The 13,093-nt window shown below is 57.8% G+C and carries 12 protein-coding genes; 9 read left to right on the forward strand and 3 right to left on the reverse strand.

Annotated features, from left to right (window positions below):
* Positions 1 to 155 precede the first annotated feature (155 nt).
* Positions 156 to 1,115, reverse strand: a complete 960-nt coding sequence (hemC, locus tag ACR3ES_RS05910; protein WP_170427553.1) for a hydroxymethylbilane synthase — start codon at positions 1,113 to 1,115, stop codon at positions 156 to 158.
* A gap of 106 nt (positions 1,116 to 1,221) precedes the next feature.
* On the opposite strand from hemC, the gene hemE reads away from it, so the two are divergent.
* Positions 1,222 to 2,256 carry a uroporphyrinogen decarboxylase gene (hemE, locus tag ACR3ES_RS05915; RefSeq protein ID WP_170427550.1) on the forward strand — a complete coding sequence of 345 codons (1,035 nt, stop codon included), beginning with the start codon at positions 1,222 to 1,224 and terminating at the stop codon, positions 2,254 to 2,256.
* A gap of 195 nt (positions 2,257 to 2,451) precedes the next feature.
* Here the strand turns inward: hemE and ACR3ES_RS05920 are convergent, their stop codons facing one another.
* Positions 2,452 to 3,540, reverse strand: a complete 1,089-nt coding sequence (locus tag ACR3ES_RS05920; RefSeq protein ID WP_170427548.1) for a CaiB/BaiF CoA transferase family protein — start codon at positions 3,538 to 3,540, stop codon at positions 2,452 to 2,454.
* Between the two features lie 139 nt (positions 3,541 to 3,679).
* Between ACR3ES_RS05920 and ACR3ES_RS05925 the strand changes: the two genes are divergently transcribed.
* The 7 genes from ACR3ES_RS05925 (at position 3,680) to uvrC (ending at position 11,353) form a co-directional block, all read left to right on the forward strand.
* Entirely contained in the window at positions 3,680 to 4,540 is an 861-nt protein-coding gene (locus tag ACR3ES_RS05925) for a crotonase/enoyl-CoA hydratase family protein (protein ID WP_480425019.1), read from the forward strand.
* Between the two features lie 117 nt (positions 4,541 to 4,657).
* A complete protein-coding gene (locus ACR3ES_RS05930; protein WP_170427542.1) occupies positions 4,658 to 5,587 on the forward strand; it encodes an ABC transporter ATP-binding protein in 930 nt (309 codons plus the stop codon).
* Positions 5,584 to 6,345, forward strand: a complete 762-nt coding sequence (locus tag ACR3ES_RS05935; RefSeq protein ID WP_170427539.1) for an ABC transporter permease — start codon at positions 5,584 to 5,586, stop codon at positions 6,343 to 6,345. Before ACR3ES_RS05930 ends, ACR3ES_RS05935 begins: the two co-directional genes overlap by 4 nt.
* 114 nt (positions 6,346 to 6,459) lie before the next feature.
* Positions 6,460 to 7,257 carry a S49 family peptidase gene (locus ACR3ES_RS05940; protein ID WP_170427536.1) on the forward strand — a complete coding sequence of 266 codons (798 nt, stop codon included), beginning with the start codon at positions 6,460 to 6,462 and terminating at the stop codon, positions 7,255 to 7,257.
* A 167-nt stretch (positions 7,258 to 7,424) separates the two neighbouring features.
* The gene (locus tag ACR3ES_RS05945) at positions 7,425 to 8,387 is read left to right on the forward strand and encodes a calcium/sodium antiporter (protein WP_170427534.1); all 963 of its coding nucleotides are present in this window, start codon (positions 7,425 to 7,427) and stop codon (positions 8,385 to 8,387) included.
* Positions 8,388 to 8,408: 21 nt separating this feature from the next.
* On the forward strand, positions 8,409 to 9,188 hold the full coding sequence (locus ACR3ES_RS05950; protein WP_170427531.1) for an SDR family oxidoreductase: 780 nt from the start codon (positions 8,409 to 8,411) through the stop codon (positions 9,186 to 9,188).
* Positions 9,189 to 9,478: 290 nt separating this feature from the next.
* Positions 9,479 to 11,353: an excinuclease ABC subunit UvrC gene (gene uvrC, locus ACR3ES_RS05955; RefSeq protein ID WP_170427529.1), complete on the forward strand. Its 1,875-nt coding sequence runs from the start codon at positions 9,479 to 9,481 to the stop codon at positions 11,351 to 11,353.
* Here the strand turns inward: uvrC and ACR3ES_RS05960 are convergent.
* Complete coding sequence (locus ACR3ES_RS05960; RefSeq protein WP_170427527.1) at positions 11,350 to 12,234, reverse strand: DMT family transporter; 885 nt, start codon at positions 12,232 to 12,234, stop codon at positions 11,350 to 11,352. The genes uvrC and ACR3ES_RS05960 overlap by 4 nt on opposite strands.
* A gap of 189 nt (positions 12,235 to 12,423) precedes the next feature.
* On the opposite strand from ACR3ES_RS05960, the gene pgsA reads away from it, so the two are divergent.
* Entirely contained in the window at positions 12,424 to 13,092 is a 669-nt protein-coding gene (gene pgsA, locus ACR3ES_RS05965) for a CDP-diacylglycerol--glycerol-3-phosphate 3-phosphatidyltransferase (protein ID WP_170427525.1), read from the forward strand.
* The last annotated feature ends 1 nt before the right edge of the window (position 13,093 follow it).

Here is a 13,093-nt window from a genome sequence, read left to right on the forward strand (position 1 = left end):
GGTTCAGTCACGCCCCCTCGAATACTCATTACAATACTAGAAACTTCAAACTTTCGATATTTTCGAGACTGATCCGATGTCCTGATCGTTGTATGACCTTAATGCACCGCCGCACCGCCCGCGACAGTGAAGCAGTTCACATTTCGTAAACTTTTTTAGATTTTCCAATCAAAGAACCCTGGCCCTGCCTGCCGCAGCAGGGTTTCGGCCATGGCGCGGCCCATCTCTGCGCCATCCTGAACCGGGCCTTGCGCATCCTCGGCAATCGCCTCGGCCCCGTTCGGTCTTAACACTTCACCACGCAGCCTCAACTGCCCGTTTTCAACCTCGGCAAGGCCCGCAATAGGTGTTTCACAAGAGCCGTCCAACGCTTTCAGTAATGCGCGTTCTGCGCGCAGCCTCTGGCTGGTTTCGGTATGGTGAATCGCTTCGAGCATTTCGGCGGTGCGGGTGTCATCACGCCGCCGTTCGATCCCGATGGTCCCTTGTGCGATGGCAGGCAGCATGTCATCGGGCGAGATGGCGGTCGCAGGTACGTCCTCCATATTCAACCGACGGATACCGGCCATGGCCAAAAAGGTGCAATCCGCAACTCCATCCGCCAGCTTTTTCAGACGGGTCTGAACATTGCCGCGAAACTCGACCACCTTCAGATCGGGCCGGCGGTTCAACAGCTGCGCCCGGCGGCGCAACGAAGACGTTCCGACAACTGCGCCTTCGGGCAAATCCTGAATCGACTGAAGATGCGGTGAGATGAACGCATCCCGCACATCCTCGCGCGGCAGAAACGTGTCCAGAACCAACCCCTCTGGCTGCTCGACCGGCATGTCTTTTGTTGAATGTACGGCGATGTCGATTTCGGCGCGCAACATCGCCTCTTCGATTTCCTTGGTGAACAAGCCCTTGTTCCCAATCTCCTTCAGTGGCCGATCCGCGTCAATCATAGCCCGGTTATCGCCGGTCGTCTTGATCACGGCGATCTCAAAAGCCTCGTCTGGCAGATCAAACGCATCGCGCAACCGTTGCCGAGTCTCGTACGCCTGAGCCAGGGCCAGGGGCGAGCCTCGAGTGCCAATTTTCAGCGGCGACGCGGGGGTGGGCAGAGTCAAAGTCATGCGCACAGCTTTAGTCGCGTCACATTGCCCTGACAATGGGGGCTGCGCTTGACAAATTGCCGCCGAAGGCCGACCCGTTGCCGGAAACGGAACACTGGGGGCGAAGATGGCCGAGACAAAAACACTGCTGCGGGCGCTGGCGGGCGAGGTGCAGGACGTGCCGCCCATCTGGATGATGCGGCAGGCCGGTCGGTATCTGCCGGAATACCGCGCCACGCGCGCGCAGGCGGGTGATTTTCTGTCGCTGTGTTACAATCCCGAACTGGCGGCCGAGGTCACATTGCAGCCCATCCGCCGTTATGGATTCGACGCGGCCATCCTGTTCGCCGATATCCTGCTGGTGCCCCAGGCGCTGGGTGCGGATCTTTGGTTTGTGACCGGCGAAGGCCCGCGATTGTCGACAATCACGCAGCAAGTCGATTTTGATGCGCTAAAACCGGTCGAAGATATCCATGAAACCCTGTCCCCCGTCTATGAAACCGTCCGCATTCTGTCACGCGAGCTTCCGTCCGAGACGACCCTGATCGGATTTGCCGGTGCACCCTGGACCGTGGCCACCTATATGATCGCCGGGCGCGGCACACCGGATCAGGGGCCGGCGCATACGCTGCGTGAAGAGAATACGGCCCTGTTCGAAGCTCTTTTGGATCGGATCACGGCGGCCACGATCGACTACCTCTCGGCCCAGATCGACGCTGGCGCCGAAGTGGTCAAGATCTTCGACAGTTGGGCGGGATCGCTGAAGGGCGACGCGTTCGAAAAATACGCGGTCGAGCCGTGCCGAGTGATCACGCAGACGATCAAACAGCGCCACCCCGGTATCCCGGTCATTGGTTTCCCGCGCGAGGCAGGCGCGGGGTATATCGGGTTCGCCAAGGCTACGGGCGTCGATTGCGTTGCACTGGATAACTCGGTATCGCCGGACTGGGCTGCGGACCACGTCCAGGTGGATGGCTGCGTGCAGGGCAATCTTGCGGCGTCGCACATGGTGACAGGGGGACAGGCGCTGGTGGATGAAACGCGCCGAATCGTACAGGCGTTCTCCGGCGGCCCCCATATTTTCAACCTCGGTCACGGGATCACCCCGGATGCGAATCCCGAGAATGTTCAACTGATGATTGATACAGTGCGCGAGGGCTGACGGCGGACAAGGCTGCCTCCGCCTGACGTGTGGGCAATCCAATCCAAGGTGGCCTCGCGGCGATCACGCAACGGTCGGCCCCGCCGTGGTCGCGCTGCACAAGTTTCGGAAAACGCGACCCGTCGGAGATCGCCAGGGCACCGAGCGCCGACCGAAGAGATGCGGGCGATGTATTTGGCCGTATCAAGACGCGGATCAGGTTGGGGTGTTGAGGTCGTCGAGAATCTCCCGACTATGCTCGCCCCGGCTTGGGCTGGGTCTGGGCCGCCATTCAGCGGTGGAGAACCGCGGAGCTGCGGCGGCTTGCAGGGTGCCATCGATGCTTTGCCAAGTACCGCGGGCGGCGTTCATCTGATGCACTTGCGCCTCTTCGGGACTGAGGACCGGCGCGACGCAGGCATCCGTTCCCTTGAACAGTTCGGCCCAGTGGTCGCGGGGATGCGCCACAAACATGACGGCGAGGCGTCGGGTCAGATCCGGCCAAAGCGATCTGTTGTACTGCTGCTGGAAGTCATCGTCGTCTGCCAATTCCATTGCCGACAGGAATTGTGCGTAGAATTGCGGTTCCAGGCACTGAACCGCAACAAAGCCGCCGTCTTTACACGCATAGGTCCGGCTCCAATGTGGACCGTCCAGCAAGCTCTGACCGCGCGCATCAGACAGGTTGCCGGTTTGGCGCAAGCTCATCAGCAGGTTCATCATATGGGCCGATCCGTCATAAATCGACGCGTCGATGACGGTGCCCTGGCCAGTTTGACGCGCGTTGAGCAGGCCAGCCAGAATCCCGGCAACCAGATACATGGCGCCGCCGCCGATATCGCCGACCAGTGTCGCCGGTGTTATCGGAGCCTGACCTGGTGCCGAGGCGTACCACAATGCGCCGGACAGGGCGATGTAGTTCAGGTCATGACCGGCTGTGTCGGACAGTGGGCCGGCCTGCCCCCAACCGGTCATGCGGCCATAGACCAGTTTCGGATTGCGGGCATGGCAGATGTCAGGACCCAGACCCAGTTTTTCCATCACACCGGGGCGGAATCCCTCGATCAGCGCATCGGCCGTGTCGATGAGGCGAAGCGCGACTTGAAGATCGTCGGTGTCTTTGAGATCCAGCGCAATCGACCGTTTCCCGCGATCCAAAATTGAACGCTCCGGCATGCCCGGCGGCATCGCAGCGTGTTTGCGGTGAATGGTGATGACATCAGCCCCCAGATCCGCCAGCGTCATGGCTGCGAAGGGTCCGGGACCCAGCCCCTCGATTTCGATAATTCGAATTCCATCCAACATGTGTTGTCTCCCCGGATCAAAGGTTCCGTTAACGCAGCCGGAACGCAAGTGCGTCCTACAGCGACGTGACGTCCCAGTCGGAAAAGGCTATGCGAATTTTGAATCCAGTGATTTGGTCGGGTCGGCAGAGGAGGAACAGATGCCTGCGGTTCTATATGAGAAAGACGGGCGCATAGCGCGGATTACGCTGAACCGCCCCGAAGTCATGAACGCAATCAACGACGAGTTGCCGGGTCAGCTTGCAGACGCGGTGGCGCAGGCCGACGCCGATCCCGATATTCATGTGATGCTTCTCTCAGGGAACGGCCCGGGGTTCTGTGCAGGTTACGATCTGACATTTTACGCCGAAGGTAATGGCTCTGGGGACGTCACCCAGAGCATGCCCTGGGATCCGATCAAAGATTACAGTTTCATGTGGCGCAACACTCAGCATTTCATGTCGCTTTGGCGGGCAATGAAACCGGTGATCTGTAAGGTCCACGGGTTTGCCGTCGCGGGCGGCTCGGACATTGCGCTGTGCGCCGACCTCACGCTGATGACTGAGGATGCGCAGATCGGGTACATGCCGGCCCGGGTTTGGGGGTGTCCGACCACGGCTATGTGGGTCTATCGTCTGGGCGCGGAAAAAGCCAAGCGCATGCTGTTCACCGGGGACAAGATCACCGGGCGTGAAGCGGCTGATATGGGGCTGATCCTCGATGCGGTCCCGTCCGATGATCTCGATGATGCTGTTGAGGCGCTTGCCTTGCGCATGGCCACTGTTCCGATCAAGCAGTTGGCGATGCAGAAAATGGTGATCAATCAGGCCATTGAGCAGACAGGCATGATGCAGATCCAACGGCTGGCCACAGTGTTTGACGGTATCACCCGGCATTCGCCGGAAGGGATCAATTTCAAGATCCGAACCGAGGAGGTCGGCTGGAAGCAAACCGTCGCTGAGCGTGACCAGGGCACGTGGGACTGGACTGCAAACGAGGAAATTCCGAAACGCAACCGTTAGCTTGGTGTGTGACGGATCAAGATGGCTCCCTTTTTACGCGCACAGAGCACTGTGCGGAATTGACCTGTTCCACTTGCGCTGGTCGCGATAGGGTCACCGCCAGAACGGGGAGCATGTATGACCACGATTTTGTCCATCAAGGATTTGCGCAAGTCTTACGCCGATGGTTTCGAGGCGCTGAAGGGTGTCTCACTCGATATCGAAGAGGGTGAGATACTCGCTTTGCTGGGACCCAACGGCGCCGGAAAGACGACTCTGATTTCAACTGTTTGCGGAATAACCACGCCCACCTCGGGTTCAGTCACCGTCGGGGGCCACGATATTCAGGCCGAGTTCCGGGCGGCGCGCAAAATGATCGGGCTGGTGCCGCAGGAAATCGCACTGGAACCGTTCGAGAAAGTCTGGAACACGGTCCGCTTTTCGCGTGGCCTGTTCGGGTACGGCAACGACAAGGCGCGGATCGAGGAAGTTCTGCGCAAGCTGTCCCTGTGGGACAAACGCAGGAACGCGATCAAGGAACTGTCGGGCGGTATGAAACGCAGGGTGCTGATCGCCAAGGCACTGGCACATGAACCGCGTGTCTTGTTTCTGGACGAACCCACCGCTGGCGTTGACGTTGAATTGCGCAAGGATATGTGGGAAATCGTGGCCGAGCTGAAACAGGCCGATGTCACCATCATCCTGACCACCCATTACATCGAAGAGGCCGAAGCCATCGCCGACCGTGTCGGTGTAATCGACAAGGGTGAACTGTTGCTGGTTCAGGAAAAGGACACACTGATGGCGCAGATGGGCAAGAAGCAGATCGAGGTCATGCTGACGGAACCCATCCAACAAATCCCGGACAGTCTGGCTGCACATGATCTGACCCTGAACGGCAGCGGAGATATGTTGATTTATACGTATGATACCCATGCAGATCGGACAGGTATCACGACCTTGCTGAACGATGTCGCTCAGGCCGGTCTTGTCTTACGTGATGTACAAACGCGGCAATCCAGTCTCGAGGAGATTTTCGTCAACCTTGTATCCGGAGAGGCCGCATGAACTGGTCCGCTGTTGTCGCCATCTACCGGTTTGAAATGGCGCGTTTCTTTCGCACGCTGGCACAGAGTTTCCTGTCGCCGGTTCTGTCCACATCGCTCTATTTCGTAGTCTTCGGCACCGCCATTGGCAGCCGCATCCAAGAGGTCGAAGGCGTATCATACGGTGCGTTTATTGTACCCGGTCTGATCATGCTGTCGGTGGTGATGCTTGCAATCTCGAATGCATCCTTTGGAATTTATTTTCCGAAATTTCTGGGCACTATTTATGAGTTGCTATCCGCCCCCGTGAACTTCATTGAAATCGTGATCGGTTATGTTGGTGCCGCTGCCACAAAATCTCTGTTTGTCGGTATCGTCATCCTCGTCACGGCGACGTTCTTTGTGGACATTCGCATCGAGCACCCGTTTGCTATGGCGGCCTTTCTGATCCTGTCCTGCCTCAGTTTCTCGCTGCTTGGGTTCATAATCGGTATCTGGGCCAGCAACTTTGAGCAGATGTCGCTGGTGCCACAGCTTATTGTCACGCCTTTGATCTTTCTCGGGGGGACGTTTTATTCGATCTCGATGTTGCCGCCTTTGTGGCAGACGATCACGCTGTTCAACCCCGTGGTTTATCTGATTTCGGGGTTCCGGTGGTCTTTTTACGGGCTGGCGGATGTGCCGATTGTGTTTAGCCTGCTGGCGATTCTGGCGTTCACCGGCATCTGTCTCGGCATCATTGGTTGGATATTCAAAACAGGTTGGCGCATCCGAAACTGACCCGTTCGAGGGCGTTGCATTTTTGCCCGCTGCCTTCGGGAAATTTGTTCACGTCGCGTTTAACGCCGCAAACGTCCCTTGTTTACGGGTTGGGTGCACTCTACATCGGCACCCATGAAGCTCAGCCTGCCGTTTGTCAAAAAACAGCCCTGTGTGGCCGTTGTCCGCTTGAATGGTGCCATTGGAGTGCCCGGGCGCGGGTCTTTGAATGATATCACTTTGGCGCCCGTCCTGGAGAAAGCCTTCCGCAAAGGCAAACCCGTTGCCGTCGCGCTTGAGATCAATTCGCCCGGCGGGTCAGCGGTCCAAAGCTCGATGATCGGCGCACGGATTCGACGCCTTGCAGAAGAATTCAAAATTCCTGTCATTGCGTTTGTCGAAGATGTCGCCGCGTCGGGCGGGTACTGGCTGGCGGCATCTGCGGATGAAATCTGGGCGGATGACAGTTCGGTTCTCGGGTCCATCGGCGTGATCTCGGCCGGGTTTGGGGCCCATGTGTTTCTGTCGCGCCAAGGGATCGAACGGCGTGTGCACACGGCCGGTCAGTCGAAATCCATGCTGGATCCTTTCGCCCCGGAAAAGAAAGAGGATGTCGCGCGGCTGGAACGCCTGCTGCACGACATCCACGAAAACTTCATTGCCCATGTCAAAGCCAGGCGTGGCGACAAGCTGGATAACGGCACTGACCTGTTCACGGGTGAGATTTGGCTCGCCCGTCGTGCGCAGGAATTGGGGCTGATTGAGGGTATCGCCCATCTCAAACCAAAAATGCAGGAACGGTTTGGTGACAAGGTCAAGTTCCGCCGCTACGGATTGCGCAAACCGATCTGGACACGGATCGGGGCCACTCTGACACAGGACGCCATCTCCGGCTTGGAAGAACGGGCGGCCTACGCGCGGTTCGGTTTGTAACGTGATCATCAAGGCCGTCACTCTGTTTTTGATCGCCATGGGCGTCCTGGCGATGTTTGGAAAGCTGCGCTTTCCGGGACAAAAACGGTTGAGTTCTGCAAAGTGCCCCCGTTGTGGCCGCTTCCGGATCGGAAAAGGCCCTTGTGCTTGTGAAAAGGGGGCCGGACATGACGGCGTGGCTGTTTTCCGGTCTGGGATTGCTCATCCTTTTGCTGGCGGGCGATGCTTTGGTGCGCGGTGCGGTCAACCTGAGCCTACGCCTTGGCGTGCCGGCACTGATTGTCAGCCTGACGATTGTGGCCTTTGGTACGTCCGCACCTGAGTTGCTGATCGCAATCAGCGCGCTGAAAGAAAACGCTCCGGGGATTGCCCTGGGTAATGTTGTTGGATCAAACACGGCCAACATTCTGTTGGTCCTTGGCGTGCCCGCATTGCTGGCGACATTGCACACCAGCGAATGTGATAGCCGCAGGAACTATGTCTTTATGCTGCTGGCAACGGTGCTGTTCATCGGGCTTGCCTTTCTTGGGACATTCACGTTTCTCAGCGGTGCGGTGCTGCTGGCTGCTCTGGCGTTGGTGCTGCTCAACGCGTTTCGCGATGCCAAAGCCCATCGAAATGCTTGCGGTGGGCTCGCGGCAGACGACGATATGCTGGAGGGTCTGGAAGAAGCGGACCCGGATATGCCCTATTGGAAGTTGTCGATCTACCTGATCCTGGGATTGATCGGCCTGCCGATGGGTGCCCACTTGCTGGTGGACAATGCCACCATTATCGCGCGCACCTATGGTGTGAGTGAGACAGTTATCGGTCTGACCTTGATCGCGGTTGGCACATCGCTGCCGGAGCTCGCGACCACCGTGATGGCCGCTTTGCGCCGACAGGCAGATGTCGCGCTGGGCAACGTGATCGGATCGAACATGTTCAACCTGTTGGCCATCGTGGGCATCGCCACCTGGTTTGGAAACATCCCGGTCGATCCGGAGTTCCTGTATTTTGACCTTTGGGTCATGCTGGGAGCATCATTGCTGCTGATCCCGTTCGTGTTCTTCAAACAGGATATCTCTCGCATCTGGGGGCTGGTCCTGACGATGCTATATGCGGTTTACATCACCAGTCTGCTGGTGTGACCTGACAAAAAGAGGTGATCCATGACCCAAGCCCTGGTAACCGGAGCCGGAATTCGTCTGGGCCAGGCAATGGCGCTCTACCTGGCTGGCAGAGGCTATGACGTTGCGGTGCACTTCGCGACGTCGGAACACCCTGCTCAGGAAACCGTGACCAAAGTGCAGGCGCTGGGTCGAAAATCCGTGGCCCTGCAAGCCGACTTGCTCGACGAGGCGCAGGTGGCATGCTTGTTGCCGCGCGCGGCTGAGGCCTTAGGTGGTCCAATCACCTGCCTGGTGAACAATGCCTCGATCTTTGAGTATGACACCATTTATACCGCAACCCGCCAAAGCTGGGACCGTCACATCGACAGCAACCTGCGCGCGCCGTTTGTGCTTACGCAAGCAATGGCGGAACAGGGCCTGAAGCCCGAGACCGATGAGGATGGCGAGCCTGTTGCAACCGGGCTGATCGTCAATATGGTCGACATGCGTGTGCGCAAACTGACGCCAGAATTCATGACATACACCATCGCCAAAATGGGTTTGTGGGCTTTAACGCGGACGGCTGCGCAGGCGCTGACCCCGTCAATCCGTGTAAATGCGATTGGACCCGGACCGACCTTGCAGGGTCATCGCCAGAGCGAAGATCACTTCAAGGCGCAGCGCGCCAATACGGTTCTTGAGCGTGGCGCAAACCCCTCGGACATCACGGCTGCACTGGGATATTTTCTGGACGCACATGCCGTGACTGGACAACTGTTATGTGTGGACGGCGGACAGCATCTGGGTTGGCAAACGCCGGACGTTATGGGCGTAGAATAGACAAATTTGCTGCAAGTTTTGCACTGCTCTCAATTCTGTTACACTGACGTTACAAAATTGTCTTTTTTTTCATACACTTGCCAAGTTATCAAAAAAATATTATTTGAAATCAAATACTTAAAAAATCGCCTAATTTTTGTGCAACTTAGGGAAACGACAGGGAAACAAGGAAAAATCGCGGTGCTGCAAAACTTATCTGCACAGTTATCCACAGAAACCGTGGATTTGTTTTCTCTTGATCTGGACTGCACAAGATTGCAGCCGAGGACAGAGAATCATATTTCAGGGCCATGAACTCTCAGAGCGATACGAATACCGACATTCAGACAACCGGATACGCATGCATTCAGCGCTATGTAAAGACGCTGGACAGCTCACCCGGCGTCTATCGCATGCTCGATGGTGACAGTCGGGTTCTGTATGTCGGCAAGGCGCGCAATCTCAAGGCCCGTGTTTCGAACTACACGCGCCCCGGGCATTCCGGTCGGATTGAGCGGATGATCGCCGCAACGGCGTCGATGATGTTCCTGACCACCAGGACCGAGACCGAGGCGCTGCTGCTTGAGCAGAACCTGATCAAGCAACTCAAGCCGAAATACAACGTCCTACTCAGGGACGACAAAAGCTTTCCAAACATACTTGTCGCCAAGGACCATGCCTTTCCACAGATCAAAAAGCATCGTGGTGCGAAAAAAGAGAAAGGCGCCTACTTTGGCCCCTTTGCCAGCGCAGGCGCGGTGAACCGAACGCTCAACCAGTTGCAAAAGGCGTTCCTGTTGCGCAATTGCTCAGACTCGATGTTCGACAGCCGTACACGGCCCTGTCTGCTCTATCAGATCAAACGGTGCTCGGGGCCCTGTGTCGGGCTGATTTCAGAAGCAGATTACAGTGAAAGCGTTAAGGATGCCGAGCGGTTCCTGTCGGGCCGTTCGACCAAGGTGCAGGAGGATCTGGCTCAGCAGATGATGGCCGCGTCCGAGGCAATGGAGTTTGAGCGTGCCGCCGGTTTGCGCGACCGGATCCGGGCGCTGACGCAGGTTCAGACATCACAAGGCATCAACCCGCGCGGCGTAACCGAGGCAGATGTGGTTGGTCTCTATATGGACAGCGGTCAGGCCTGTGTGCAGGTGTTTTTCATCCGGGCCAATCAGAACTGGGGCAACCGCGACTTCTATCCCCGCGTCGGCCCGGATGTTTCGCCTGCCGAGACCATGGAGGCCTTCCTGGGCCAATTCTATGACAACAAGGAACCGCCGCGTCAGCTGATCCTGTCCGACGCCATTGAAAACGCCGACCTGATGCAGGAGGCGCTGACGGAAAAGGCTGGGCGTAAGGTCGAGATCCTTGTCCCACAGCGTGGGGAAAAGCAGGAACTGATTGCGGGTGCGCTGCGCAACGCGCGCGAGGCGCTTGCGCGCCGCATGTCCGAAAGCGCCACGCAGGCCAAGCTGTTGCGAGGTATGGCCGAGGCGTTTGATCTGGACGGCCCGCCAAATCGGATCGAGGTCTACGACAACTCGCACAATCAGGGCACAAATGCGGTCGGCGGCATGATCGTGGCCGGGCCCGAAGGGTACATGAAAAACGCCTACCGCAAATTCAACATTCGTGGAGATGATCTGACCCCCGGCGACGATTTCGGTATGATGAAAGAGGTTCTGACTCGCCGCTTTACCCGTCTGCAAAAGGAAGACCCTGACCGGGACAAGGGACTATGGCCCGACCTGCTGCTGATCGATGGCGGCGCAGGTCAGGTCAGCGCGGTGCATGAGATCATGGCGCAGAACGGGGTCGAGGATATTCCGATGATTGGCGTGGCCAAAGGCGTCGACCGCGATCACGGCAAGGAAGAGTTCCACCGGATCGGACAGCGCCCCTTTGCTCTGAAACGAAACGATCCGGTGCTCTACTTCATTCAGCGGTTGCGGGATGAGGCGCACCGCTTTGCCATTGGCACGCATCGGGCCAAACGCGCCAAATCGGTGGGCGCAACCCCACTGGATGAAATTCCCGGCGTTGGTGCAGCGCGCAAACGCGCGTTGCTGGCCCATTTCGGCAGCGCCAAGGCTGTCAGCCGTGCCAATCTTGCTGATCTGAAAGCGGTCGAAGGAATCTCAGCGGGGCTGGCCCAGAAGGTCTATGATTTCTTCCACGACAAGGGTTAGGACCGCCGCCCGCGCCACAAGATATACAGCCCCGAGGCCACGATCAGGGCGGACCCGATCCACATGGTTTGATCCAGCCGTTCGCCAAATAACACCACGCCCAGCGCAACGCCAAACAGCAGGCGCGAATAGCGGAACGGTGTGACGGCGGAAACCTCTCCGGTGCGCATCGCTTTCATCAGCGCGGTATAGGCCATCGTGCCCATCAGGACGGCGCCAGCGACGTGCAGGCTGGCGTAAAGGTTCAGCGGTTGCATCGGAACCCCCTCCCAAAACCGGTAGGCCAGTCCGGCGACCACGATGGATAGGAAACCATAAAAACCCAACACCTCGGTGCTCAGGGTTGCCGGTGCCGCGCGGCTGGCAAGGTCGCGACCAGCAAAGCCCAGCATGCCCAACACGGCCAGAATCGACAGCACCGAAAAGCTGTCCCCGGTTGGTTGGATGATGATCACAACGCCGATCAAACCGATCAGAATGGCACTCCACCGCCACCAACCCACTGTTTCGCCAAAAAACAGCGCGGCACCCGCAACCACGACCAGCGGCGTAGCCTGCAGGATCACTGTTGCCGCCGACAAGGGTGTCAGCGCAATCGCAAGGACGTAAAACAGCCGCCCCAGGACTTCGAACAGCACCCGAACCTTCATCGGGCGCGACAGAACGTCGGGATGAAACAGGTTGGTATTGCGCAGCAAAGCCACAGCAGCGAAAACCAGCGCTCCCCCCACGCCAAACAAGACCAGTATCTGCCAGATTGGCAGCGTGGCCGAGGCCCCTTTGATCAACGCGTCTTCCAACGCGAACAATGCCATGCCCGCAATCATCCAGGCGCTGCCGATCAGGTTTGATCGGGGGTCGGTCTGAATATGTGCCGTCATCTTGCTCGCGCGCCCTGTGGGTCATCCGCCGGCAATCTGACCGCAAACCGATCCCGAGCCAAGGCGTTTTACAGTCTGAGGCAGGGTTCGCGACGGTTTGTCTCTAAACCGCCCAAGCGTCTGTGATTGGTATGGTTTTTTTGATGGGCCATCTTTTATGTCAGAAATCGGCGATGTAGGGTCTGACGCATGAAATGGAACCTTCCGAATATCCTGACCGTCTTGCGCCTGCTGGCCGCCCCCGGTTTGGCCGTGATGTTTTTGTATTTCACTCGGCCTTATGCGGACTGGTTTGCGCTGATCCTGTTTCTGTCGGCGGCGATCACGGACTGGTTTGACGGGTATCTGGCACGAGCGTGGAAACAAGAGACCAAGATTGGCGCCATGCTGGATCCCATCGCTGACAAGGCGATGGTGGTCATCGCGCTTATGATCCTTGTCGGATATTCGACCGAAAGCTGGACGCCGTGGCTGGTATTGCCTGCGACCGTTATCCTGTTCCGCGAGGTATTCGTATCGGGACTGCGCGAATACCTGGGGGACGTAGCCGGAACGCTGCAAGTCACGAAACTGGCGAAATGGAAGACAACCGCGCAGATGATCGCGATCGCGGTTCTGTTTTCGCAGGGGATATTTGAGCACTATTTTGTCATGTCTACGTTCGGCATGGATGCCGTGCTGATTGATCAGATACTGGCGGGCCAAGTCGAGGACACACAGGGTCTCGGCTGGAAACTTGAGGGCATGTTCTGGTCCGGTCAGATCGGGTTGTGGTTGCTGTGGATCGCCGCTGCGCTGACATTGATCACCGGCTACGACTACCTACGTAAAGCCATGCCCCATCTGAAGGAGAGTTGAG

The organism is Ruegeria sp. B1 (assembly GCF_056535885.1).

Bases quoted from the DNA above. Each gene is read 5' to 3' on its own strand.
- hemE (WP_170427550.1), top strand. From the start codon at position 1,222: ATGGCCGAGACAAAAACACTGCTGCGGGCGCTGGCGGGCGAGGTGCAG.
- ACR3ES_RS05925 (WP_480425019.1), top strand. From the start codon at position 3,680: ATGCCTGCGGTTCTATATGAGAAAGACGGGCGCATAGCGCGGATTACG.
- ACR3ES_RS05960 (WP_170427527.1), bottom strand. From the start codon at position 12,234: ATGACGGCACATATTCAGACCGACCCCCGATCAAACCTGATCGGCAGC.
- ACR3ES_RS05935 (WP_170427539.1), top strand. From the start codon at position 5,584: ATGAACTGGTCCGCTGTTGTCGCCATCTACCGGTTTGAAATGGCGCGT.
- uvrC (WP_170427529.1), top strand. From the start codon at position 9,479: ATGAACTCTCAGAGCGATACGAATACCGACATTCAGACAACCGGATAC.
- ACR3ES_RS05940 (WP_170427536.1), top strand. From the start codon at position 6,460: ATGAAGCTCAGCCTGCCGTTTGTCAAAAAACAGCCCTGTGTGGCCGTT.
- ACR3ES_RS05930 (WP_170427542.1), top strand. From the start codon at position 4,658: ATGACCACGATTTTGTCCATCAAGGATTTGCGCAAGTCTTACGCCGAT.
- hemC (WP_170427553.1), bottom strand. From the start codon at position 1,115: ATGACTTTGACTCTGCCCACCCCCGCGTCGCCGCTGAAAATTGGCACT.
- ACR3ES_RS05945 (WP_170427534.1), top strand. From the start codon at position 7,425: ATGACGGCGTGGCTGTTTTCCGGTCTGGGATTGCTCATCCTTTTGCTG.
- ACR3ES_RS05950 (WP_170427531.1), top strand. From the start codon at position 8,409: ATGACCCAAGCCCTGGTAACCGGAGCCGGAATTCGTCTGGGCCAGGCA.
- pgsA (WP_170427525.1), top strand. From the start codon at position 12,424: ATGAAATGGAACCTTCCGAATATCCTGACCGTCTTGCGCCTGCTGGCC.
- ACR3ES_RS05920 (WP_170427548.1), bottom strand. From the start codon at position 3,540: ATGTTGGATGGAATTCGAATTATCGAAATCGAGGGGCTGGGTCCCGGA.